The organism is Pseudoxanthomonas sp. J35, from assembly GCF_000513995.1.
Classification (GTDB): Bacteria; Pseudomonadota; Gammaproteobacteria; order Xanthomonadales; family Xanthomonadaceae; genus Pseudoxanthomonas.
In genome coordinates, this window is the sequence record NZ_AZVB01000028.1 from 1 (window position 1) to 23,224 (window position 23,224).

Genomic DNA, 23,224 nt, shown 5'->3' on the forward strand with positions numbered 1-23,224 from the left:
GCAACGTTAATCGGCGCAGGGTGAGTCGGCCCCTAAGGCGAGGGCGAAAGCCGTAGTCGATGGGAAGCAGGTTAATATTCCTGCACCTCGCGTGAGTGCGATGGAGGGACGGAGAAGGTTAGGCAGGCCGGGCGTTGGTTGTCCCGGTGAGAGAGTTGAGGCGGTGCCCTTAGGCAAATCCGGGGGCACAACGTTGAGACTAAGGACCAGCCCTATAGGGCGAGGCTGCTGATATCACGCTTCCAGGAAAAGCTCCTAAGCTTCAGCTCACGAAGACCGTACCGAAAACCGACACAGGTGGGTAGGATGAGAATTCTCAGGCGCTTGAGAGAACTCGGGTGAAGGAACTAGGCAAAATAGCACCGTAACTTCGGGAGAAGGTGCGCCTCTTCTGGTTCATAGCTGGGGGAGGCCGAAGTAACCAGGCCGCTGCGACTGTTTATCAAAAACACAGCACTCTGCAAACACGAAAGTGGACGTATAGGGTGTGACGCCTGCCCGGTGCCGGAAGGTTAATTGATGGGGTCAGCCGCAAGGCGAAGCTCTTGATCGAAGCCCCGGTAAACGGCGGCCGTAACTATAACGGTCCTAAGGTAGCGAAATTCCTTGTCGGGTAAGTTCCGACCTGCACGAATGGCGTAACGACAGCGGCGCTGTCTCCACCCGAGACTCAGTGAAATTGAAATCGCTGTGAAGATGCAGCGTTCCCGTGGCAAGACGGAAAGACCCCGTGAACCTTTACTATAGCTTTACACTGAACGTTGAGTTCGTCTGTGTAGGATAGGTGGGAGGCTATGAAGTGTCGGCGCCAGCTGGCATGGAGCCATCCTTGAAATACCACCCTGATGTGCTTGACGTTCTAACCTGGGCCCGTAATCCGGGTCGGGGACCGTGTATGGTGGGTAGTTTGACTGGGGCGGTCTCCTCCTAAAGAGTAACGGAGGAGCTCGAAGGTACGCTCAGCGCGGTCGGACATCGCGCACTGTGTGCAAAGGCATAAGCGTGCTTGACTGCAAGATCGACGGATCAAGCAGGTACGAAAGTAGGACTTAGTGATCCGGTGGTTCTGTATGGAAGGGCCATCGCTCAACGGATAAAAGGTACTCCGGGGATAACAGGCTGATACCGCCCAAGAGTTCATATCGACGGCGGTGTTTGGCACCTCGATGTCGGCTCATCACATCCTGGGGCTGTAGTCGGTCCCAAGGGTATGGCTGTTCGCCATTTAAAGTGGTACGCGAGCTGGGTTCAGAACGTCGTGAGACAGTTCGGTCCCTATCTGCCATGGGCGTTGGAGATTTGAGAGGGGCTGCTCCTAGTACGAGAGGACCGGAGTGGACGAACCTCTGGTGTTCCGGTTGTCACGCCAGTGGCATTGCCGGGTAGCTATGTTCGGAAGCGATAACCGCTGAAAGCATCTAAGCGGGAAGCGCGCCTCAAGATGAGATCTCCCGGGACACAAGTCCCCTGAAGGAACCATCAAGACCAGGTGGTTGATAGGCTGGGTGTGTAAGCGCAGTAATGCGTTGAGCTAACCAGTACTAATGATCCGTGCGGCTTGACCATATAACCTCAAGTGGCCTTGGACTCGACGATCACGTCGATAGCCATCCGCCGCTCCCTACATCACAAGTCCCTATGCGAGACGGTGCGGTACCTGTCACAGGCCACCTGCACGCTCCAACCGTCTCCCTGGTGAAATTAGCGTTGTGGAACCACCCGATCCCATCCCGAACTCGGAAGTGAAACGCAACAGCGCCGATGGTAGTGTGGGCTTCCCATGCGAGAGTAGGTCATCGCCAGGGGCTTTACCCCGAACCCCCAGCCAAATGGCTGGGGGTTCTTCTTTTGTGCGGACACCCTGTGTCCAACTCCGGCAGCAGGCCCCAGGCCTGCCGCCGGCAAGCAAGTTTCCCCGGTGCGGGGTGGAGCAGTCTGGCAGCTCGTCGGGCTCATAACCCGAAGGTCGCAGGTTCAAATCCTGCCCCCGCTACCAGCTTTTCCGGTAAGCAAAGCGCACCCGGGGATTCCCTTGGTGTGCCCGCGGGGAGGTTCGGCTGGCGGAGACCCCGGATGCGGCTTGCGCCTTATCCGGGCTACATGTGCCCAAAGGGGCTCGCGCCCCGGCCCACAGCACGGGCAGCGGCGCTCGACGGCATGCGCGACGGTGGCGCTCATGCATGCCGTCCCAGCCCGTGGGGGAGAGGGGAGGTCACGCGGGCAGGGCGCGGTTGCGGCCTTCGGCCTTGGCCCGGTACAGCGCACTGTCGGCCGCGTGCAGCAGTTCGTCCGGGCTGCCGCCGCGGGCCGGGCGCAGGCTGCCGGCGCCAACGCTGACGGTGATCGCGTCGGCGACGCTGGAAGCCCGGTGCGGCAGGCCGAGCGCGCGGATAGAGGCGACGATCTGGCGCGCCAGCGCCAAGGCGCCGGCGGTGTCGCAATCGGGCAGCAGCAGCGCGAACTCCTCGCCGCCGTAACGCGCGGCCAGGTCGGCGCCGCTGCGTACCTGCGTGGCCAGGTGGCTGGCCACCGCGGCCAGCGCGGCGTCGCCGCCGAGGTGGCCGTAGCTGTCGTTGTAGGCCTTGAATTCGTCGACGTCGACCAGCAGCACGGCCAGCGAGGCGTCGCGCCGGGCATGGTCTTCCCAGGCCTGCAGCAGCCGGCGGTTGAACTCACGGCGGTTGGCGATGCCGGTCAGCGCGTCCATCGCGGCGATGCGCTGCAGCTGGGCGTTGGCCTCGCGCAGGGCGTCGGTGCGCTGTGCCACCTCGCAGGTCAGGCTGCGCTCGCGCTCGCGTGCGGCGCGCAGGCGCAGGCGGACGCCCAGCACCACCAGCCCCAGCGCCGCCAGCACCACCAGGGTGCGCAGCCACCAGGTCTGGTGCCATAGCGGCAGCAGGGTGAAGCGCACGCGCGCGCCTTCCTCGTTCCACACCCCGTCGTTGTTGCTGGCCACCACGCGGAACTCGTAGTCCCCCGGCGGCAGGTTGGTGTAGTAGGCGGTGCGGGTGTTGCCGACGGCGTTCCAGCCGCGGTCGAAACCGACCAGCTGGTAGCGGTACTGCACCGCCGAAGGCGCCACGTAGCTCATCGCGGCGAAGTGCACCTCCAGGCGCTCGACCCCGGGGCCGAGCCTGCCCGGCGCCTGCGGATCCACGTCCCTGCCGTCCACCAGCATGCGCTCGATCTCCACCGGCGGCGGCTGCGGGTTGCCCTGCATGCGCTGCGGGTCGACGACGACCACGCCCTTGGCCGTGCCGAACCACAACCGGCCGTCTTCGCTGCGTCCGGCGGGCGTCTGCGAGGCGCCGTTGCCCTGGGCGTTGAGCATGCCGTCGGCCGTGCCGTACCAGCGCGGCTGCACCGCTACGGCCTTGCCCTCGTCCAGCGCTTCCAGGTCCGCCTGGGCGATATGGCCGATGCCCCGGTTGGAGCTGAACCAGAAGTTGCCGCGGTCGTCGTCGAGCAGGGCGAACACGGCATCGCCATGGAAGCCGGCGCGCTCGAAATAGCGCGTCACCACGCCGTCGCGGATGCGCGCGATGCCGATGCTGGTGCCGAGCCAGAGGTTGCCGTCGGCCGCCTGGTGGAAGGCGAACACGCTGGTACCGGCCAGGCCGTCGGTGCCGCAGGCGTCGAGCACTTCGCCGCGCAGGCAGCGCAGGCCGCTGCGCAGGCCGATCCACAGCCGGCCCGTCGGATCCTCGTAGAGCGCGCGCACGTCGTCGCCGCGGGTGCCTTCGACCACGTGCACCTGGTCGCCATCGATCCGCGCCACGCCCTGCAGGGTGCCGGTCCACATCCCGCCCTGGCGCGCCGGGGCGAAGGCGAACACGATCGTGCCCGGCAGGCCCTCGCCAAGGCCGAAGCTGCGCGCCTTGCCCTGCCGGTCGAAGCGGGTGACGCCCTCGGTGCCGGCGACCCACAGCTGGCCCTGGTCATCGGAAAGGATCGAGCGCAGCAGCTGGCTGGGCAGCTGGCGGTTGTACTCCTCGGCCGCTTCCAGCACCGGCTCGCGGTAGCGCGCCAGGCCGGCGCCGTCGGTGCCGATCCACAGCGGCCCGCCGGGCACCTGGTGCACGGCGCGCACCGCGTTGGAGGCCAGCTTGCCGGTCACGGTCACCAGCTTGGACTGGCTGAGGCGGTGCACGCCGCTGGAAGTCGTGCCGATCCACAGGTTGCCCTCGCGGTCCTCGAACATCGAGCGCACGGTCTCGCCGTACATGCCGGCGAGGCTGTCGTCGCAGGCGAAGCTGTCGTCGGTGAGGCGGCACAGGCCGATGCCCAGTGGCGCGAACCACACCGTGCCCTGGTGGTCGCCGTAGAGGGTGTAGATGCGCTTGCCGTCCAGGAATGCGGCGCGGGGATCGCGGTGGAAGCGACCGTCGCGGAAGTACGCAGGGCCGTCCTGGGTGCCGACCCAGGCGGTGCCGTCGGTCTGCACAGCCAGGCTGTAGACGGCGTTGCTCGGCAGGCCATCGTCCTCGTCGTACATCCGGGCCTGCCCGTTGCGCCAGTTCACCACGCCGACGCCGTCGGTGGCGATCCAGATGCCGCCGGCCGGATCGGCGACGATGGCCCGATAGAAGCCGCGTGGCGGGAAGCCGTCGCTTTCGCCGAGCAGCTCGACCTGGCCATCGACGATACGGGCGACGCCGGCGTTCGTGGTCAGCCACAGCGCGCCCTCGCGGTCGGTGACCACGCCGAACACGCTTTCGATCCCGCCCGGCAGCGGTACCTGCTCGAGCCTGCGCTGCCGGTAGTGGTACAGCCCGCCATTGAGGGTGCCGACCCACAGGCCGCGCTTGCCGTCGGTGGCCACCGCGGTGATCGCCGAGCTCTTCAGCGCCGGCGCCACGCGCGGGTCGATGGTGTCGAAGCCTTCGCCGCTGTGGCGGACCAGGCCGCCGTAGGTGGTCAGCCAGATCGCGCCGTCGGCGTGCTGGGCGATCGAAAGCACCGTGCCTTGCGGCAGCTGGTTCTCGTACCAGACGTGGGTGAACTGCCCGATCGCGCGATCCGCTTCGAGCGCAGGAAGAGGAGAGGGCAGGAGCAGGAGGACCGGGACGACGCACAGCAGCAGGACGCGCCACGCGCCACGGATGATGCGACAATCTGACATCGGCCCCCCCCAACCGGTCGGAAGGGTATGGTAGCAGCTGGCGAGACCCGGCCCGACTGGACTTTGGGACGGTGGGCGCGGAGCGGGCCGGTCCTGCCCGCAGTCGCCGTAGTCATGGCCAGCGGCTGGCAATGTGGCTGGCCGGAGGAGGCAGCGGTGGAGTACTCCACCTACCCGCCGGCGCTGGTGGAGGACATCGTCCGCCTGCGCCGGCGCATCGCCCGGAGCGGGCTGCCGCCGCGGCGCACCGACGCCAACGTGGTCGTCGGCACCTGGAACCTGCAGAAGTTCGGCGCGCTGCATCCGGGGTGGGAAGAGAATCCGGCCAGCCCCAAGCGCAACCTGCGCTGCCTGGCGGTGGTCGCCGAGGTGGTGCGCTGCTTCGACGTGGTGGCGCTGCAGGAAGTGCAGCGCGAGACCACCGCGCTGCGCGTGCTGATGGAGCAGTTCCTGGGGCCGCACTGGGCGGTACTCCTGTCGGACGTCACCGCGGGCGAAAAGGGCAACTCGGAGCGCCTGGCCTACCTGTACGACAGCCGCCGGGTGGTCCTGTCAGGGCTGTCGGGAGAGATCGTGCTGCCGCCACTGCCGGACGGATTCCCCGAACAGTTCGACCGCACGCCGTACATCGCCGGATTCCGTGCCGGGCAGGAGCATTTCACCCTGCTCACCGCGCATATCCGCTACGGCGACCTGCCTGCGCAGCGCATCCCGGAGCTGCACCGCTTCGCCGAATACACGGCCCGCGAACTGAGGACAAGGGCGAAGTCGGGGCAGAGCCGCGAGGAGCCCAACCTGCTGGTGCTGGGCGACTTCAACATCGACCGCCGCCAGGGCAACCCGCTGTTCGACGCCTTCGTCGGAACCGGGCTGTGGGTGCCGGAGGCGTTGCAGTCCGTGCGCACCACCACCGGAGCGGTGGCCAGGCACTACGACCAGATCGCCTGGTTCCAGGGGGATGACTTCGGCCTGCGGCCGACCGGCCGCGCGGGCACGGTGGACTTCGCCGGCGCGGTCTACAAGGGCATGGCGCAATCGCGGGTGTCGCCGCGGATCAGCGACCACCTGCCGCTGTGGGTGGAGTTCGCCACCGACCGCAGCGAGGAAGCGATGGCGCGCGTGCTGGGCCAGGACATCGACCGGCCCGATCCGTTCGCGGCGGTGCCGGACTGACCCGCGTCGTGGCGTTCAGCCGCGCAGCGCCCGTTCGATCGTGGCGATGTCCAGCTTGCGCATGGTCATCATCGCGTCGAAGGCGCGTTTGGCCGCGGCCGGCTCGGGATGGTGCAGCGCCTCGACCATCATCCGCGGGGTGATCTGCCAGGACACGCCCCAGCGGTCCTTGCACCAGCCGCAGGCGCTCTCCTGGCCGCCATTGCCGACGATCGCGTTCCACAGGCGGTCGGTTTCCTCCTGGGTATCGGTGGCCACCTGGAACGAGAACGCCTCGCTCTGCCTGAAGGTCGGACCACCATTGAGGCCCACGCAGGGGATACCGATCACGGTGAACTCGACGGTGAGCACCTGGCCCGAGCTGCCCGACGGGAAATCGGAGGGTGCGTGCAGGATCCGGCCGACGGAGCTGTCGGGGAAGATGCTGGCGTAGAACTGCGCCGCTTCCAGCGCTTCGTGGTCGTACCAGATGCAGACGGTGTTGGGGGCGATCATGGCGGAGCCTCCCTTGCGTGGTTGTCGGACCGGAGCGGGCATCGTTGGCACCGGGGCCACGGCCAAGGATACGCGCCGGCGCTTGCCCGGGGTTGTGCATTGGCTGGCCACCACCTGGGCGGGTTGCTAGGCTTGCGACGGTTTCCCGCAGATCGCCACGCCATGCACAGAAGGCAGTTCCTCGGAAGTACCCTGGCCGCATCGCTGCTGTCGCTGGTGGGCAGCGGCACCGCATACGCCGCCACGGCGGCGCGTGGACGCCTGCTGCCGGTGCCGCTCGACCGTGGCGACACGATCGGCCTGGTCAGCCCGTCATCGGCCACCGACGACAGCATGGGCCTGCAGCTGGCGCGCGAGGTGGTCGAGGCGCTCGGCTTCAAGGTGCGCACCGGCGCGCATTACGACGGCCGCCGTGGCCACCTGGCCGGCACCGACGAGGAACGCGCCGGCGACCTCAATGCCATGTTCGGCGACCGCGAGGTGAAGGGGATCGTCTGCGTGCGCGGCGGTGCCGGCGCCGCGCGCCTGCTGCCGTTGCTGGACTACACGCTGATCCGGCGCAACCCGAAGGTGCTGCTGGGCTATTCGGACATCACCGCGCTGCATGCGGCGATCGGCCGCAAGACCGGGCTGGTGACCTTCCACGGTCCGATCGGCGCCGGCAGCTGGAACAGCTTCAACGTCGACCAGTTCCGGCGCGTGCTCGTGGACCGCGAACTGGTGGAGTTCCGCAACGTGCCGGAGCAGGGCGACGAGCTGGTGCCGCGCAACAACCGCATCCGGACCCTGCACGGCGGCAAGGCCCGCGGCGAGCTGGTCGGCGGCAACCTGTCGGTGCTGGTGGCGCTGGCCGGTTCGCCGTACATGCCGGAGTTCGACGGCCGCATCCTGTTCCTGGAGGACGTGTCCGAAGCTCCGTACCGGGTCGACCGCATGTTCAGCACGCTCAAGCTCTGCGGCGCGCTGGACCGGATCGCCGGTTTCGTCTTCGGCGAATGCACCGACTGCAGGCCGGGCGACGGCTACGGCTCGCTGACCCTCGAGCAGATCCTCGACGACTACATCCGTCCGCTGGGCGTGCCGGCGTACCGCGGGGCGATGATCGGCCACATCAAACGGCAGTTCATCCTGCCGGTCGGCGGCCGCGTCGAACTGGACGCGGACGCGGGCACGCTGCGGATGCTGGAGCCGGTGTTCCAGGGCTGAGGCGCGGTTTCGCGATCCGGCGGACTGGCGTGCGTTTCGTGGTTACTGCGCCGCCGTACGCGGTACCGCAAGGCGCAGGTCGCTTTCGCGCAAGGTCATCTCCGAGAACACCAGCTGGCCCTCGTCGGGCGACAGGTCGAAGCCCCAGCCCTCGAATCCGCCCGGCAGCGGGGCGATGTCGGTGACGTTGGCGCCCTCGGCGTCGGCGTGCGCCAGCCGTGGCGCTTCGCCCTGCGGACGCCGCACGAAGTAGACGCCATCGCGCGCCGGCGCCCAGTTGGAGCTGTCTTCCGGCGCCAGCCCGTCCAGCAACGACTGTTCTTCCGTGAGGATCGCCTGGCTCCAGTCCTGCCGCGGCAGGCGCCACAGGCCGCGCAGGCCGGGCTTGGTATAGGGCAGCTGGCGGCCGTCGACCGATTCGCGTGCGTTGCTGCCGGGCCCGGGTGTCACTGCAACCGCCTCGCCCCCGCTGGCCGGCTGGGCGTACACCTGCCAGTGCCCATTGCGGTTGGATTCGAAGCTGGCGGCCCAGCGCAGGGGCGGGGAGTGCAGCAGCAGATCGAACGGCCAGTCGAACTGCATGCGGTCGTAGGCCCAGCGCAGCGCGCGCTTGAAGCGGAAGCGTGGCGCGGAGTCGATCGCCACCTGTCCGGGTGCCGGACCGCCGTCGCGCAAGTGCGCGGCGACGGCGCGGCCGACCGCCCAGCCGTGTTCCCACGCCGAATGGATGCCGCCGGCGGTGACCGGCGAGACCACGCCGGCCGCGTCGCCGACGAGGATGGCGCGGTCGCGCGCCATGTCGAACACCGGGCCGCTGCACGGGATCAGGCCGGCGCGCGTGGTGCCGGGACGGAGCAGGCGCGGCAGTCCCCCGGCCATGCCGACGCGCAGCAGGAGCCGTCGATGTCGGGCGCGCGCGCGCCGGATCGTGGCGCAGGGCCAGGCCGGCCTGGATGCCGGTCGGGTTCTGCGCGATCCAGCCGATGTAGCCGGGCGCGTAGCGCTTGCTGATGAAGCAGTGCAGGGCGTCCGGCTGGTCCAGCACCGCGCCGGGGAACTCGTACTCCACGCCGTAGAGGAACTGGCGGACCTGGCCGAGGCCGCAATGGCGCGCGACCCGCGAGCGTGCGCCGTCGGCACCCACCAGGTAGCGTGTGCATGGCCGATGCCTTCCACGTGCCAGCCCGCGCTGCGGCGTTCGCAGCCGGTAAACGCCCGGCCCAGGCGCAGGTCGACGCCGTGCTCGCGCATGCGCTGCGCCAGCCAGCGCATTACCCCGGGCGTATCGGTGGTGAGGAATTAGTAGCCGGATGCGGCCAGCGCGACCTGCTCCAGGCTGGGCGCGTACAGGCGCACCTGTTCGATCCGCCGCACCAGCGTGGAAGGCAGCTGGTTGAGCAGGGTGTACTCGGCCGCCTCCTTCACGATGATGCCGGTGGTGTGCAGCTTGTCGCCGGGATCGCGCTTGCGCTCCAGCACGCACACATGCAGGCCGCGCTGGGCGGCGGCGATGGCGCAGGCGGCACCGGCGAAACTGGCGCCGACCACGACCAGGTCGGGACTGGGATCAGGCATCTGGCTCTCCACGCTCCACGGCGGAGCGTGGGCAGCGTGGCGAACGGCCGTGGGCAGGAAATGGGCCTTCGGTGAAACGGATACGAAGTCGCGGCGCGCCGCGAAGCTGAACGGAACCGCGCCGACACCGCGCCCGAGGGGCAACTTCGCGCCTGACCGGGAGTTCTTGCAGGTACGAAGGAGGCATCCGCCTCGCGTGAGGACGCTGGAATGAAGAAGATGACCACGATGGTGATGGCCCTGGGCCTGCTCGCCGCGCCGGCGCTGGCGTCGGCGGCCGACGCGTGGTCGCGCGAGGTGGTCAACCTGCGCAGCGGCCCGGATATCGACTATCCGGTGGTGGTGACCCTGGATCGGGGCGTATCGCTGGAGGTGTTCGGCTGCATCGAGGAATGGACCTGGTGCGATGTCGCCACCGGTCCTTACCGCGGCTGGATCTCCGCCGGCTACCTCGACTACGAGTACGACGGGCGACCGGTGCGGGTGAGCGAATACCGCACCGTGCTCGGCCTGCCGATCGTGAGCTTCGTCCTGGGCAGCTACTGGGACCACCACTACCGCCACCACGCCTGGTACGTGCAGCGCCCGTACTTCGAGCGCCGCCATCCGCTGCACGCGATGCCGCCGCACCACCGTCCGCCGCCGCGCCCGCTGCCGCCGCCGCGTCCGCACCACGTGCAGTCGCGCCCGCAGCCGGCGCCTGCGCATCGTCCGCCCCAGGGGCCGCAGCGACCGCCGCAGGCACATGCGCAGCCGCGCCCGGTGCACGTGGCCCACCCGGGTCGTGACGATGCCCGTCCTTCGGCATCGGCACCGCGTCCGTCCACGCAGGGGCCGTCGCGTCCGCAGCATCCGTCATCGAGCGGGCCGTCGCGGCCGCCGCAGGCGCAGGCCCAGCCCCGTCAGGAACCGCGTCTACAGGCGCAGCGTCCGCAGGCGCGGCCGGAGCCTGGGCGGCAGGCACAGTCACAGCCGCATCCGCAGCAGCGCGACGCACGGCAGGCGCGTCCGCAACCGCAGTCGGGCCCGCCCGAACGCAAGGACGCGGACCGCAAGCCGGGTTCGTCGGAGCACAAGGAACGGCCGCAGCCGTCGCGGCGGGATGGTCAGGCATGATCCCCTGTTGGGCCAGGATCAGAAATTCCTGACACGGCACGACGAGGTAATCCGCTGTGACCGCGGCCCCGCGTGCGGCACGCTGTACCTGCACAGCGACCGCACGTCGGCCTTCGGGCCCACCATCACCGTGCGGGGGCTGTGAAACGGCCGGAGTCCTTCCCCTGGGCGCCGGTGGCACCAGACCACCCCTGACGGTGCAGCGCGGCCGCCTCATGGCGGCCGCGTTCTTTCATGCGCGGGTGGGATATTCAGTCGTGTGCCCGAGGGCGCCTGGCGAGCCAGGCATCGAGCGCGCCGGCGAAGGCCTGGCGGTCCCGGGCGTGGAAGCTGGACGGGCCGCCGGTCTGCACGCCTGCGCCACGCAGCTCTTCCATGAAGTTCCGCATCGACAGGCGCTGGGCGATGTTGTCGCGCGTGTAGCGCTCGCCGCGCGGATTGACCGCTTCGGCGCCACGCTCGAGCACGCGCGCGGCCAACGGGATGTCCTGGGTAACGACGAGGTCGCCGGGACCGGCGTGCGTGGCGATCAGGTCGTCGGCCACGTCGAAGCCGCCCTGTACCTGCAGCGCACGCAGCCAGGGCGAGGTCGGCAGGCGGATCCACTGGTTGGCGACGAAGGTGACCGGTACTTTCGTGCGTCCGGCCGCGCGGACGAGGATCTCGCGCACCGGTCCGGGACAGGCGTCGGCGTCCACCCACACCTGCGACCGGACCGTTCCGGCCTCCGCACCGCCACTCATGTCGCCGCTGCGTCTCCGTTGCGGTCGACGGCAGGCGTCGTGGTTTCGCGGGCGGCGCGCTTGCGCGCGTCCTTTTCGTCTTTCTTTTTCTTCTTGGCCAGCTCGCGCTGGCGTTTCTCGAAGGAATAGTTCGGCTTGGCCACGGGACTCCTTGGGTTGCCGGGGGGATGGGGTAAGCGGGACTCAGCTTCCGCTTTTCTTGTCGCCGGCCTCGTCGACCTTGGTCAGCACGCGGGTGGTGCCGAGCACTTCGATGCGGCCACCCGCCTTGCGGAAGGCTTCAAGGTCGCTGGAGATGCGCTCGCTGGTCAGCACGACGCTGGATTTGCCCGAGGCGGGGCGGGGCGCGGGAATGCGGGCGGTCTTGCGGTTGGCCATGGTGTCCTCTCGTCGGGATGGGAGTGGGAGCCAGCGGCGCCGTGGACGGCGCGTGGCAGGGAGCCGGTTCCCGCGCGGGCGCGCGGGAGCGGAAGGGACGCGGAGGCGCGGCGACGCGCGCCTGCCGGTGGGAGGTGGCACGGCCAGGGGGCCGGCCAATGGGCGCCCGCGCTGCGGCGGAATGCGGCGGTCGATGGCCGTGGAAGGCCGGCAGCGGGAGAGCTCTGGAGTTGGATGTCGTCGCCTTGCTGGCCGCCGCCTGGCGGCGGCGGGGGCTTGGGGAAGCGCTGCGGACAGAGAGGTTCGCTGCGCGCGCGTGCACCCAGCATACGCCAGAACCGCCGATCCTGCCGGGGCGGTGTTCAGGCCCCGCATAGTCGGAGCGAAGTCGTCGACATGCAGGGCGCGTGCGGCGATCTGGTAGGCTGCGCGCCGTTTCCCCAAAGGATCGATCGTCGATGTCCCCGTTGTCCTGGCTGCGCGTGGCCCTGGTGCTGTTGCTGGTGGTAGCCAACACGCTGGTCCATACGCTCCCGCTGCTGGCTGCGTCGCTGTTCAAGGCGGTGCTGCCGCTGGCGCCGGTGCGCCGGGCCTGCAACCGGATCCTGACCGGCATGGCCGAGAGCTGGATCGCGGTGAACAGCGCGATGATGGATGCCTTCACCGATACCCGCCTGCAGGTGGACAGCGACGCGGTCGTGCAGCGCGACGGCCACTACCTGGTGCTGGCCAACCACCAGAGCTGGGTCGACATCCTGGTCCTGCAGAAGGTGTTCAACCGGCGCATCCCGCTGCTGCGCTTCTTCCTCAAGCGCCAGCTGTTCTGGGTGCCGATCCTGGGCCTGGCCTGGTGGGCGCTGGATTTCCCGTTCATGGGCCGCTATACGCGCAGGGAGATCGCGCGCAATCCGGAGCTCGGCCGCAGCGACATGGAGGCCACCCGCCGCGCCTGTGAGAAGTTCCGCGACATCCCGGTGTCGGTGATGAACTTCGTCGAGGGCACGCGCTTCACCGATGCCAAGCACGCCGGACAGGCCTCGCCTTACCGGCACCTGCTCAAGCCCAAGTCCGGCGGCGTGGCCTTCGTGCTCGACGCGATGGGCGAGGGCCTGCATTCGATCCTCGACGTCACCATCGCCTATCCGGCGGGTCGCCCGTCGATGGTGGACCTGATGGCCAACCGCGTGCCGGAAGTGCGCGTGCACGTGCGCCAGCGCCCGATCCCGCCGGAACTGGTCAGCGGCAGCTACCAGGACGACCGCGCCTTCCGCGCCCGCTTCCAGCAGTGGATGAACGGGCTGTGGCAGGAAAAGGACGCGGTGATGGACCGGCTGATGGCGCCACCGCGCTGATAGAGTGGGCAGCTTCGCAGTTGCCCGGATCCCGCCCTTGGACACCATCGAACGCTTCTATCCCGTCGGCACACCCGGCCAGCCCTGGGGCGAGGCCGAACGCGCGCAATGGCGTGCACGCCAGGTGCGCCAGCGCAACTACGCGGACGAGGTGGTCGACGCGATCGAGCACCTGCGCGCGCACTGGGACGTGGAGGTCTACGGCCAGCTCGACTACGCCCCGGACAGCTATCCGCTGCTGGCCCTGCGCGGCAGCGACTGGGACGACGCGCGTCCGGTCGCGCTGGTCACCGGCGGCGTGCACGGCTACGAGACCAGCGGGGTGATGGGCGCGCTGCAGTTCGCGCGCGAACACGCCGACCGCTACGCCGGCCGCCTCAACCTGCTGGTGGTGCCCTGCGTGAGCCCGTGGGGCTACGAGCGGATCCAGCGCTGGAACGCCGGCGCGGTCGATCCCAACCGCTCGTTCCGCGAGCCGAGCCCGGCGATGGAAGCGGCCGCGCTGATGCGCCTGGTCGAACCGCTGCGCGGACGCTTCCTGGTCCACATCGACCTGCACGAGACCACCGACAGCGACGAAGGCGAGTTCCGCCCGGCGCTGGCCGCGCGCGACGGCAAGCCGTTCGAGCCGGGCGGCATCCCCGACGGCTTCTACCTGGTCGGCGACAGCGAGAACCCGCAGCCGGAGTTCCAGCAGGCGATCATCGCCGCGGTGGAGCAGGTCACCCACATCGCGCCGGCCGACGCGGACGGGAAGATGATCGGCACGCCGGTAGCCGCCCACGGCGTCATCAACTATCCGGTGCGCGCGCTGGGCCTGTGCGCCAGCGTCACCGGCGCGCCGTTCGTAACCACCACCGAGGTGTATCCCGACAGCCCCGGCGCGACGCCGGAGCAGTGCAACCGGGCGCAGGTCGCGGCCACCTGCGCCGCGCTGGACTACGCGCTGGCGCAGCGGCCCTGACCGCACAGGGAACCGCACCGCGCTCCCGACGGGGCGCGGTGCCTCGCCCTCACGGTCCGCGCTTGCGGTAGGTGATCTCCATCAGCTTCGCTACCTTGCCATCCGGGCCGGGGCCGTACATCTCGAAGACCCCGGTCGACGCATCGGTCCAGCGCGTGGTCATGCGCGCAGTGTGCTCCTGGCGGGTGACCGGGTCGTTGTAACGGCCGGTATAGGTGCAGTTGCCCTTGGCGTCGCATTCGCCGTCGCTGAGCATCACGCCGGTGCCCATGCTGTCGTTCCACACCGACCAGTAGCGGCGGGTGACGTTGTCGTAGCCGTGCAGGCCCTGGCCCTGGAAGGGCTGGCCCATCATCGTCGCGTCGACGTCCTCCACCATCACCCGGTTGTCCAGGACCATGCGACGCGCGGCCGTGCCCTTGTCCGTGGCCGGCCCGCCCGGGCCGTACCAGCTGCGCACGGTCATGTCCCAGGTGCCGGCCATCGCCGCCAGCTGCGCGTGCTCGGGGCCGGGGGCGGCGGCGTTCCGGTAGGCCTCCGTCGCGGCCTGTTCCTCCGCGGACAGGGCGGGGGACTCGGCCGCCGCCGCAGGGAGCGCCAGCGCGGCAAGGACGGCGAAGGCCCGGTGCGCATGCGGTTCATCGCGATCTCCTTGGCGGCAGTGCCTGCACGGGGACGGTCCGCGGACTCTTCCCCCGTGGCCGCTCAGCCCGCGCGAAGGCTGCGTGGGGCCGGGCAGCGCATGACTTCCGACCTAGACAGATTTGTCTAGACAAGCCTGTCTGGATGGTGCGGGATGCCGGCGTACCCCGGAGACCCGCACCATGACCCGCAAGCCGACCCGCCCGCGACCGCCCCGTCCGACCGCCGCCGAGCTCGACCTGCTGCGGGTGATCTGGCGGCAAGGACCGTCGACCGTGCGCGAAGTCCACCAGGCGCTGCAGGCCGAGCGGCCCGACGTGCAGCAGGCCACCGTGCTGCGCCTGCTGCAGGTGATGCACGGCAAGGGCCTGGTGGTGCGCGACGAGAGCCAGCGCTCGCACGTCTACGCCGCCGCGCACCCGCAAGACGCGCTGCAGACCAACCTGCTCGACGAACTGATCCGGAAGGTGTTCTCCGGCTCCGGCAAGGCGCTGGTGATGGCCGCGCTGGACACCCACGTCAGCGACGCCGAGCGCGAGGAGATCCGCCGCCTGCTCGAGGAAACGGATGCCGGGGACCGCGGCGGCGGCAAGGGAGGGAAGGGCCATGCATGAGCTGATCGCCGCCGGGATCCCGGTGCTGGGCAGGACCCTGCTGTATTTCCTGTGGCAGGGCGCGCTGGTCGGGGCGGCGGCCGCGTTGCTGCTGCACGTGCTGCGCGATGCCCGCCCGCAGCTGCGTTACGCGGTGGCCTGCCTGGCCCTGCTGGCCTGCGCGCTGGCGCCGGTGGCGACCCTGCTGCTGGAGCTGGCCGGCGCCTCCGGGATACCGGCGGGCGTCGCGGTCGCAGCGCCGGCCAGGAGCGGTGCCGGCTTCGCCACGCTGCCGGCGGGCACTGCGCCGGCGGGCTTCGCCTTCGCCTGGCCGGCGATCGACCAGACCCTGCCCTGGATCGTCGCCGCCTGGGCCGCCGGCGCCAGCGCGCTGTCGCTGCGGCTGGCGGCAGGCGTCTGGTGGCTGGGACGCCTGCCCGGCGCGGGCGGGCCGCGGCTGCAGCAGCAGTGGCAGCCGCGGCTCGACCGCCTCGCCGCGGCCTGCGGCGTGTGCCGGCCGGTGGCGCTGCGCCTGGTCGAGGCGCTGGATACGCCGGCCGCGGCCGGCTGCTGGAAGCCGGTGGTGCTGTTGCCGGTGGCGGTCCTGGCGCGGCTTCCGGTCGAGTACGTCGAGGCGCTGCTGGCCCACGAGCTGGCCCATGTCCGCCGCCACGACTACCTGGTCAACCTGCTGCAGGGCGTGGCCGAGGCCCTGCTGTTCTACCACCCGGTCACCTGGTGGCTGAGCCGGCGCATCCATGCCGAACGCGAACTGGTCGCCGACCGGCTCGCCGCCCAGGCGATCGAAGACCCGCGGCGGCTGGCGCTGGCGCTGGCCGCCCTGGCCGACCATCACGCGACGCTGCGCGCCGTCCCGCGGCCGGCACTGGCCGCCCTGTCACACGGAGGTCAACTCATGTCCCGCATCGAACAGCTGGTCCGCCCGGGCCGGGTCCGCGGCAGTGGCCGCCTGCTCTTCCCGTTGCTGGGCCTGGCTGCCGCCGGCCTGGCCTTCTACGCCCAGGCCCAGCGCGACCCGGCCGTGGCCCCCGCGCCGGCGCCGGCCGCGCAGACGGCCCCCGCCGCGGCTCCGGCGCCCGCGGCTTCGCCCGCGCCGAAGGCGGCCGCAGCCGGCAGCCGCAGCTTCGCTCCGCAGCCCCCGGCCGCCCCGGAGGCGCCGCCGAAGCCGCCGGCCCCGCCGGCGTCCAATCCTCCCGCTCCGCCGGCCAATCCCCCGGCTCCGCCGTCGCCTTCGACAATGCGGTTCACCGTCGGGCACAGCGGCGATGCCTATGCCCTGGTGCGCAGGAGCGGCGACTCCTACCTGGTCTCCGGCATCAATGGCGACCACGACCAGATCGAGGCGGCCAAGCGCACCATCGACGGCGACTTCCTCTGGCTGCGCCAGGACGGCAAGGCCTACGTGGTGACCGATCCGGCGCTGGTCGCCCGCGCCCGGCGCAGCTGGGCCGAGACCGAGGCCATCGGCGAGCGGATGCGCGCGCTGGGCGAACGCATGGAAGACCACGGGCGCACGATGGAAGCGATCGGCAAGCGCATGAAGCAGGCGGCGGCGCCGAAGCAGGGCACCCGCGGCATCGACGAGGCGGCCAGAAAGATGGAGGCGATCGCCCGCGAACAGGAAGCCCTGGCGCGCAGGCAGGAACGGTTGGCGCGGGAGTACGCCAGCGCGTCTGGCGACGCTGCCCGCTCGGCCGAGCTGGACCGGCAGATGCAGGCCCTGGACCGCGGAATGCAGGCCCTCGGCGCGCGCCTGGAGGTGCAGTCGCGCGAGGTCGACGCCCAGGTCGCCGGCCAGCAGCAGGCGATGGAAGCGCTGTCGCGGGAAATGGAGCAGGCGAGCAGGCCGATGGAAGCCCTGTCCGCGCAGATGGAAGGACTCGGCTCGGAGATGGAGAAGGCCAGCCAGCGCGCCGAGGCGGAAATGCGCCGGCTGCTCGCCGAAGCGGTGGGCAAGGGCCTGGCCAGGCCGCTGCCCCTGCGGCAGTAGGTGGCATGGGAAGCGCCCGCCGGTCAGCGCCGACGGGCCTCAGGCTGGATCAGGGCAGGCGCGCCTGCAGCGCCTGGACCATCGCCCGGCGCGCGAACAGGAACTGCCACTGGCTGCCGCCCAGCTGGCGCCACAGCATGGCCGAGCGCACCGCCGCCAGCAGCAGCGCCCGGATCTCCGAGACCACGCCCGGCTGGCCGAGGTAGTGCGGGTTGCCCTGGACCATGATCCGCGGGCGCAGGTGGCTGATGGTGTCGGCATAGAGGCCGCCCAGCGCCGCCAGGACGTCCGGGTGGGTGCTGCCCAGTTCCCCGGCGCGCGGCGCGATCGCGGCGATGCCGTTGCCGACCGCCTGCAGGGTGGCCGGTTCGGAGGCGAAGCGCCGCTCCAGCTGCAGGGTGGCCAGCGCCAGCCGCGGCAGCAGTGGATCGGCGTCGCGGCTGGAGAAGTAGCCGGCCAGCGTGCGCAGGCCCGGCTGCAGGGCACGCGCGCCGCCGTACACCGCGGCGGTGGACTCGGCGTCGATGCGGAACACGCTGTCCAGCACCGGGCGGGCGGCGCCGGTTTCGCTCTGTCCGGTCTCGGCGATGCGGCGTACCTGCTGCAGCGCCTGGGCCAGGCCGGCCAGGGCCAGCACGCGGTCGTCGTAGGAATAGGTCATGTGCGCATTCTAACTGCAGGGCTGCTTCAGCCGCGGCCTGGCGCGGGCGCGTCGGTGGACTCGATCACCGCGCCGCCGAGGCATTCGGGACCGTCATAGAGCACCAGCGACTGCCCCGGCGTGGCCGCGCGCTGCGGCCGTTCGAAGCGCACGGCGACGGTGCCGTCGTCCTCGACCCGGACCCGGCACGGCTCCTCCGCCTGGCGGTAGCGCACCTGTGCGGTGCAGTCGAACTCCGTGGCCGGCGGCGCGCCGGCGATCCAGTGCATGGCCTCGCTGCGCACCTGGTTCGACAGCAGCCATCGGCTGTCGCGGTCCTGGTCGACATACAGGACGTTCTCCGCCACGTCCTTGCCGACCACGTACCACGGCGCCGCCGCACGGCCGCGGACGCCGCCGATGTTCAGGCCTTCGCGCTGGCCGAGGGTGAAATAGAACACGCCCGGGTGCTCGCCGATGCGCACGCCCTGCGGGTCGCGGATCTCGCCCGGCTGCGCCGGCAGGTAGCGGCCGAGGAACTCGCGGAAGTCGCGCTCGCCGATGAAGCAGATGCCGGTGGAGTCCTTCTTGGCATGGGTCGGCAGCCCGGCCTCGCGGGCGATGGCGCGCACCTGCGCCTTGGGCAGATGGCCGATCGGGAACAGGGTCGCCGACAGCTGCTCCTGGCCGAGCTGGTGCAGGAAGTAGGTCTGGTCCTTGTCGCGGTCGGCGCCGCGCAGCAGCTTCCAGCGGCCGCCTTCGTGGGCGACCTGGGCGTAGTGGCCGGTGGCGATGCGTTCGGCGCCCAGCTCGCGGGCCGCGTCGAGGAAGTGCTTGAACTTGACTTCGCGGTTGCACAGCACGTCCGGGTTGGGCGTGCGTCCGGCGCGGTATTCGTCCAGGAAGTGTTCGAACACCCCGGCCCAGTATTCCTTCGAGAAATCGCGGAAGTGGAAGGGGATGGCCAGCCGCCCGCAGACCGCCACCGCGTCGCGGCGGTCCTCCTCGGCACGGCATTCGCCGCTGCCGTCGTCGTCCCAGTTCTGCATGAACAGCCCGGCCACCGGCTCGCCGGCCTGAACCAGCAGCCACGCGGCGACCGAGGAATCGACGCCGCCGGACACGCCGACGACGGTGCGGGGCGCGCTCACGGCATCCATCGCAGCAGCGACAGCGGATGGCGGCGGCCGGCCAGCCAGTCGGACGCGGCCTGCCAGACCAGCGGGCTGCGGTGGCGTGCGGCCTGGGCCTGCAGTTCGGCCGGGGTCAGCCACACCGCGCGCTCGATCCCGGTGTCCAGCGGCCGGGCCGGGTCGTGGGCCAGGGGCTGGCCGCCGAAGGCGAAGCGCAGGTACTGGCGGCCGCCCGGCGCGTGCCACTGGTAGGCGCCGATGAAGCAGTCGATGCGGATGTCCCAGCCGGTTTCCTCGAGGGTCTCGCGCACCGCTGCCTCGATCAGGCTCTCGTCGGGGTCGAGGTGGCCGGCCGGCTGGTTCAGCACCAGTTTGCCGTCGATGCGTTCCTCGACCAGCAGCAGGCGGCCGTCGCGTGCCACGACGCTGGCGACGGTGACATCCGGATGCCAGGAGCGCAGGTCGGCCACGGTCAGAACTCGTCGCTGGCCGGGTCGCCGGCCAGTTCCTGCTCCATGCCGTCGGCGCTGGACACCGCGGCGGAGATGGCCTCGTCCAGCTCGCTGGCGCCGGTCTGGGCGTCGATCTTCACCACGAATACCGCGTGGGGGCCCTGCTTGACCCAGGCGCCGAGCTTGAGGTCGTTGGAGGCCTCGAGCAGGCGGTTGGCGACCGGGCCGGGGAAGGCGCCGGACGGCGAGGCGTAGGCCGGCGACCAGATCTCGCGGATGCGGTGGTGGCCGAAGGTCTCCACCGGCGAACGCACGAACACCAGCTGGGTGCGCCCTTCGCCGTCGACCGGCACGACCAGCTTGTAGTCGCCGTCCTCGTCGACTTCGTAGTCGTAGCCCAGCTGTTCCAGCAGCACGCCCACGTGGGGATCGGGCCGCGCGGCGGCAGCCGCCAGGGAGGGGCAGAGGGAGGCGAGCAGGAGCGGCAGCAGCAGGCGGGTGCGGAGGGGCATCGACAGGGGATTCACGATGGAAAGGCTCCATTGTCCGGCCCGGCCTTCGACGAGTCCATCCGCGCGGCTCCGTATAATGGCGCACATGCCCAATACCCCACGCCACGAACACGAACATGGCGCGATGGTCGAACCCGGCAAGCCCGAGGTCGCCCCGCCGCCGATGTACCAGGTGATCCTGCTCAACGACGACTACACCCCGATGGATTTCGTGGTCGCCGTCCTGCAGCAGTTCTTCGGCCTGGACCTGGAGCGCGCCACCCAGGTGATGCTGCACGTGCATACCCGCGGCCGGGGCGTCTGCGGCGTCTTCACGCGCGAGGTGGCCGAATCCAAGGTGGCCCAGGTCAACGAGTTCTCCCGGATGAACCAGCACCCGCTGCTGTGCACCATGGAGAAAGCCTGACCGGCGTCGCCCGGAAGGCCCGGCGGCGCCCCGCCGCCGGCTGAACGCTGCGATCCGCAGGGGTTGTGGAAATCCGGACGGAAGGCCGCATATTGTTGGCAAAGCTCCGGAGTCCGCCATGTTCAGCAAAGACCTCGAACAGACCATCGGCCAGTGCTACAAGCGCGCCCGCGAGGCGCGCCACGAGTTCATGACCGTCGAGCACCTGCTGCTGGCGCTGCTCGACAACCCTTCCGCCCAGGCCGTGCTGCGCGCCTGCGGCGCCGACGCCAACCGCCTGCGCGTGGACCTGGAACAGGCCATCGAGGCCTCGGTCTCGCGCCTGGCCGACGACGACGGCCGCGATACCCAGCCCACCCTGGGCTTCCAGCGCGTGCTGCAGCGGGCCGTCTACCACGTGCAGTCCTCGGGCAAGAAGGAAGTCACCGGCGCCAACGTGCTGGTCGCGATCTTCGGCGAAAAGGACTCGCACGCCGTCTATTTCCTGACCCAGCAGGACGTGACCCGGCTGGACGTCGTCAACTACCTGTCGCACGGGATCGCCAAGCTCGGCGACGAGCAGGAAGGTGCGGGCCCGGCGCCGGGCGAAGGCGAGGGCAAGGCCGAGAACGGCGAGGGCGAAGGCAAGGCCGACGCGCTGGCCGAATACGCGGTCAACCTCAACGAGCAGGCCCGCAACGGCCGCATCGACCCGCTGGTGGGCCGTGCCGACGAGATCGAGCGCACCATCCAGATCCTGTGCCGCCGCCGCAAGAACAACCCGCTGTACGTGGGCGAGGCCGGCGTGGGCAAGACCGCGATCGCCGAAGGCCTGGCCAAGCGCATCGTCGACGGCGAGGTGCCGGAGGTGCTGGCCGACGCGGTGATCTACTCGCTGGACCTGGGCGCGCTGGTGGCCGGGACCAAGTACCGCGGCGACTTCGAGAAGCGCCTGAAGGGCGTGCTGTCGGCGATCAAGAAGATCCCCGGCGCGATCCTGTTCATCGACGAGATCCACACCATCATCGGCGCCGGCTCGGCCAGCGGCGGGACGATGGATGCCTCGAACCTGATCAAGCCGGCGCTGGCGTCCGGCGACCTGCGCTGCATCGGTTCGACCACCTTCCAGGAATACCGCGGCATCTTCGAGAAGGACCGGGCGCTGGCCCGCCGCTTCCAGAAGATCGACATCGTCGAGCCGACCGTGGGCGAGGCCTACGAGATCCTGCAGGGGCTCAAGCCCAAGTACGAGGCCCACCACGGCGTGACCTACGCCGACGACGCCATCCAGGCCGCGGTGGACCTGTCGGTCAAGCACATCGCCGACCGCCTGCTGCCGGACAAGGCCATCGACGTGATCGACGAGGCTGGCGCCCGCCAGCGCCTGCTGCCGGAAGGCTCGCGCAAGGAGCTGATCGACGTCGAGGAGATCGAGACCATCGTCGCCAAGATGGCGCGGATCCCGGCCAAGCAGGTCAGCGCCACCGACAAGGAGGTGCTCCAGCACCTGGAGCGCAACCTGAAGATGGTGATCTTCGGCCAGGACCAGGCGATCGAGACCCTGGCCTCGGCGATCAAGCTGGCGCGCAGTGGCCTGGGGAACCCGGACAAGCCGATCGGCAACTTCCTGTTCGCCGGCCCCACCGGCGTGGGCAAGACCGAGGTCACCAAGCAGCTGGCCCTGCAGCTGGGCATCGAGCTGGTCCGCTTCGACATGTCCGAGTACATGGAGCCGCACTCGGTGTCGCGCCTGATCGGCGCGCCCCCGGGCTACGTCGGCTTCGACCAGGGCGGCCTGCTCACCGAGAAGATCGTCAAGACGCCGCATTGCGTGCTGCTGCTGGACGAGGTGGAGAAGGCGCACCCGGACATCTTCAACATCCTGCTGCAGGTCATGGACCGTGGCGTGCTGACCGACACCAACGGGCGCGAGGCCAACTTCAAGAACGTGGTGATCGTGATGACCACCAACGCCGGCGCGGCGCAGGCCTCGCGGCGTTCGATCGGCTTCACCCGCCAGGACCACTCCACCGACGCGATGGAAGTGATCCGCAAGAGCTTCAGCCCGGAATTCCGCAACCGTCTCGACGCGGTGGTGCAGTTCCAGCCGCTGGGCTTCGACCACATCCTGCGCGTGGTGGACAAGTTCCTGATCGAGCTGGAGATGCAGCTCAACGAGAAGCACGTGGCGCTGTCCGCTTCGCCGACCGCCCGCGAGTGGCTGGCCCAGCACGGTTTCGATCCGCTGATGGGCGCGCGGCCGATGGCCCGCGTCATCCAGGAGAAGATCAAGCGCCCGCTCGCCGACGAGCTGCTGTTCGGCAAGCTGGTCGACGGCGGCCGGGTCAACATCGACGTGGTCGACGGCCAGCTGGTGGTCGAGACCCAGTCCGAGCCGGAGCGCCTGCTGCCGGCTACGGTCTGACCGCGGCCCCGCAGGGCACGCGCACGAAAAAAAGGCCTCTTTTGAATTCCGAGTGGATGCCGGGCAGGATTCGGCTCTCCTTATCTGAGCCCTGACCCCATGGACGAGAGGCTGCTTTTCGCGTCGGCCCTCAATCTGGCCCAGCCTTGGTACGTGAGCGGTACGCGCTTCGATGCCCAGGCCAGGTCGTTGACGATCCTCATCGATTTCACTGCGGGCAGCCGCTTCGCGCACCCTGCCGCATCGGGGCAGCACCCGGTGCATGACACCCAGATCAAGCGCTTCCGGCACCTGAACTTCTTCGAGC

The 23,224-nt window shown here is 69.9% G+C and carries 21 protein-coding genes, 1 tRNA gene, 2 rRNA genes and 1 pseudogene; 13 read left to right on the forward strand and 12 right to left on the reverse strand.

What is annotated here, in order from left to right:
- The 3 genes from PSEJ35_RS0113370 to PSEJ35_RS0113380 form a co-directional block, all read left to right on the forward strand.
- Window positions 1–1,566: ribosomal RNA gene (locus PSEJ35_RS0113370) — 23S ribosomal RNA — on the forward strand; the annotation flags it as partial.
- A gap of 125 nt (window positions 1,567–1,691) precedes the next feature.
- Window positions 1,692–1,805 (forward strand): 5S ribosomal RNA (gene rrf, locus PSEJ35_RS0113375).
- Between the two features lie 114 nt (window positions 1,806–1,919).
- Window positions 1,920–1,996 (forward strand) — tRNA-Met (locus PSEJ35_RS0113380).
- A gap of 216 nt (window positions 1,997–2,212) precedes the next feature.
- Here PSEJ35_RS0113380 and PSEJ35_RS16285 read toward each other — a convergent pair.
- Window positions 2,213–5,122, reverse strand: a complete 2,910-nt coding sequence (locus tag PSEJ35_RS16285; protein ID WP_084635557.1) for a two-component regulator propeller domain-containing protein — start codon at window positions 5,120–5,122, stop codon at window positions 2,213–2,215.
- A 156-nt stretch (window positions 5,123–5,278) separates the two neighbouring features.
- Here PSEJ35_RS16285 and PSEJ35_RS16290 point away from each other — a divergent pair, with 156 nt between their 5' ends.
- Window positions 5,279–6,295, forward strand: coding sequence for an endonuclease/exonuclease/phosphatase family protein (locus PSEJ35_RS16290; RefSeq protein ID WP_051412688.1), 1,017 nt, complete (start codon window positions 5,279–5,281; stop codon window positions 6,293–6,295).
- A gap of 15 nt (window positions 6,296–6,310) precedes the next feature.
- On the opposite strand, the gene PSEJ35_RS0113395 is transcribed toward PSEJ35_RS16290, so the two are convergent.
- A complete protein-coding gene (locus PSEJ35_RS0113395; RefSeq protein WP_028918231.1) occupies window positions 6,311–6,790 on the reverse strand; it encodes a VOC family protein in 480 nt (159 codons plus the stop codon).
- Window positions 6,791–6,952: 162 nt separating this feature from the next.
- Here PSEJ35_RS0113395 and PSEJ35_RS0113400 point away from each other — a divergent pair, with 162 nt between their 5' ends.
- Window positions 6,953–7,996 (forward strand): LD-carboxypeptidase, encoded by a 1,044-nt coding sequence (locus tag PSEJ35_RS0113400; protein ID WP_028918232.1) that lies wholly within the window; start codon window positions 6,953–6,955, stop codon window positions 7,994–7,996.
- A gap of 42 nt (window positions 7,997–8,038) precedes the next feature.
- On the opposite strand, the gene PSEJ35_RS17690 is transcribed toward PSEJ35_RS0113400, so the two are convergent.
- Entirely contained in the window at window positions 8,039–8,875 is an 837-nt protein-coding gene (locus PSEJ35_RS17690; protein ID WP_028918233.1) for a hypothetical protein, read from the reverse strand.
- 420 nt (window positions 8,876–9,295) lie between these two features.
- A complete protein-coding gene (locus PSEJ35_RS17695; RefSeq protein ID WP_232207671.1) occupies window positions 9,296–9,571 on the reverse strand; it encodes an FAD-dependent oxidoreductase in 276 nt (91 codons plus the stop codon).
- 210 nt (window positions 9,572–9,781) lie between these two features.
- Between PSEJ35_RS17695 and PSEJ35_RS16720 the strand changes: the two genes are divergently transcribed.
- Window positions 9,782–10,687 (forward strand): SH3 domain-containing protein, encoded by a 906-nt coding sequence (locus PSEJ35_RS16720; protein ID WP_051412689.1) that lies wholly within the window; start codon window positions 9,782–9,784, stop codon window positions 10,685–10,687.
- Between the two features lie 251 nt (window positions 10,688–10,938).
- Here PSEJ35_RS16720 and PSEJ35_RS0113425 read toward each other — a convergent pair whose 3' ends face one another.
- From PSEJ35_RS0113425 to PSEJ35_RS0113435, 3 genes are read right to left on the reverse strand one after another with little or no spacing between them, the layout of a single operon-like run.
- Complete coding sequence (locus PSEJ35_RS0113425) at window positions 10,939–11,430, reverse strand: YaiI/YqxD family protein (RefSeq protein ID WP_028918235.1); 492 nt, start codon at window positions 11,428–11,430, stop codon at window positions 10,939–10,941.
- Complete coding sequence (locus tag PSEJ35_RS17520) at window positions 11,427–11,573, reverse strand: hypothetical protein (protein WP_198014189.1); 147 nt, start codon at window positions 11,571–11,573, stop codon at window positions 11,427–11,429. The genes PSEJ35_RS0113425 and PSEJ35_RS17520 overlap by 4 nt, the downstream gene beginning before the upstream one ends.
- 40 nt (window positions 11,574–11,613) lie before the next feature.
- Window positions 11,614–11,808 (reverse strand): hypothetical protein, encoded by a 195-nt coding sequence (locus PSEJ35_RS0113435; RefSeq protein ID WP_024867821.1) that lies wholly within the window; start codon window positions 11,806–11,808, stop codon window positions 11,614–11,616.
- Between the two features lie 458 nt (window positions 11,809–12,266).
- Between PSEJ35_RS0113435 and PSEJ35_RS0113440 the strand changes: the two genes are divergently transcribed.
- Window positions 12,267–13,160, forward strand: a complete 894-nt coding sequence (locus PSEJ35_RS0113440) for an acyltransferase (RefSeq protein WP_028918236.1) — start codon at window positions 12,267–12,269, stop codon at window positions 13,158–13,160.
- A 37-nt stretch (window positions 13,161–13,197) separates the two neighbouring features.
- A complete protein-coding gene (locus PSEJ35_RS0113445) occupies window positions 13,198–14,124 on the forward strand; it encodes a M14 family metallocarboxypeptidase (RefSeq protein ID WP_232207672.1) in 927 nt (308 codons plus the stop codon).
- A 49-nt stretch (window positions 14,125–14,173) separates the two neighbouring features.
- On the opposite strand, the gene PSEJ35_RS16305 is transcribed toward PSEJ35_RS0113445, so the two are convergent.
- On the reverse strand, window positions 14,174–14,863 hold the full coding sequence (locus PSEJ35_RS16305; protein WP_343122518.1) for a DUF1579 domain-containing protein: 690 nt from the start codon (window positions 14,861–14,863) through the stop codon (window positions 14,174–14,176).
- An 85-nt stretch (window positions 14,864–14,948) separates the two neighbouring features.
- Here PSEJ35_RS16305 and PSEJ35_RS16310 point away from each other — a divergent pair, with 85 nt between their 5' ends.
- A complete protein-coding gene (locus PSEJ35_RS16310) occupies window positions 14,949–15,380 on the forward strand; it encodes a BlaI/MecI/CopY family transcriptional regulator (RefSeq protein ID WP_051412691.1) in 432 nt (143 codons plus the stop codon).
- Window positions 15,373–17,370, forward strand: coding sequence for a M56 family metallopeptidase (locus PSEJ35_RS17815; RefSeq protein WP_051412692.1), 1,998 nt, complete (start codon window positions 15,373–15,375; stop codon window positions 17,368–17,370). The genes PSEJ35_RS16310 and PSEJ35_RS17815 overlap by 8 nt, the downstream gene beginning before the upstream one ends.
- A gap of 49 nt (window positions 17,371–17,419) precedes the next feature.
- On the opposite strand, the gene hflD is transcribed toward PSEJ35_RS17815, so the two are convergent.
- Genes hflD through PSEJ35_RS0113480 form a run of 4 tightly spaced genes read right to left on the reverse strand, consistent with a single transcriptional unit; the run spans window position 17,420 to window position 20,107 of the window.
- Window positions 17,420–18,031, reverse strand: coding sequence for a high frequency lysogenization protein HflD (gene hflD, locus PSEJ35_RS0113465; protein WP_028918238.1), 612 nt, complete (start codon window positions 18,029–18,031; stop codon window positions 17,420–17,422).
- 26 nt (window positions 18,032–18,057) lie between these two features.
- Window positions 18,058–19,161 (reverse strand): tRNA 2-thiouridine(34) synthase MnmA, encoded by a 1,104-nt coding sequence (gene mnmA, locus PSEJ35_RS0113470; protein ID WP_028918239.1) that lies wholly within the window; start codon window positions 19,159–19,161, stop codon window positions 18,058–18,060.
- On the reverse strand, window positions 19,158–19,619 hold the full coding sequence (locus PSEJ35_RS0113475) for an NUDIX hydrolase (RefSeq protein WP_028918244.1): 462 nt from the start codon (window positions 19,617–19,619) through the stop codon (window positions 19,158–19,160). Before PSEJ35_RS0113475 ends, mnmA begins: the two co-directional genes overlap by 4 nt.
- The gene (locus tag PSEJ35_RS0113480) at window positions 19,616–20,107 is read right to left on the reverse strand and encodes a hypothetical protein (RefSeq protein ID WP_037083345.1); all 492 of its coding nucleotides are present in this window, start codon (window positions 20,105–20,107) and stop codon (window positions 19,616–19,618) included. Before PSEJ35_RS0113480 ends, PSEJ35_RS0113475 begins: the two co-directional genes overlap by 4 nt.
- Window positions 20,108–20,192: 85 nt before the next feature.
- Between PSEJ35_RS0113480 and clpS the strand changes: the two genes are divergently transcribed.
- The 3 genes and pseudogenes from clpS to PSEJ35_RS0113495 all read left to right on the forward strand — a co-directional run.
- The gene (clpS, locus tag PSEJ35_RS0113485; protein WP_028918241.1) at window positions 20,193–20,513 is read left to right on the forward strand and encodes an ATP-dependent Clp protease adapter ClpS; all 321 of its coding nucleotides are present in this window, start codon (window positions 20,193–20,195) and stop codon (window positions 20,511–20,513) included.
- Between the two features lie 118 nt (window positions 20,514–20,631).
- Entirely contained in the window at window positions 20,632–22,917 is a 2,286-nt protein-coding gene (clpA, locus tag PSEJ35_RS0113490) for an ATP-dependent Clp protease ATP-binding subunit ClpA (RefSeq protein ID WP_028918242.1), read from the forward strand.
- Window positions 22,918–23,016: 99 nt separating this feature from the next.
- Window positions 23,017–23,224, forward strand: a pseudogene (locus tag PSEJ35_RS0113495) (ISL3 family transposase); the annotation flags it as partial.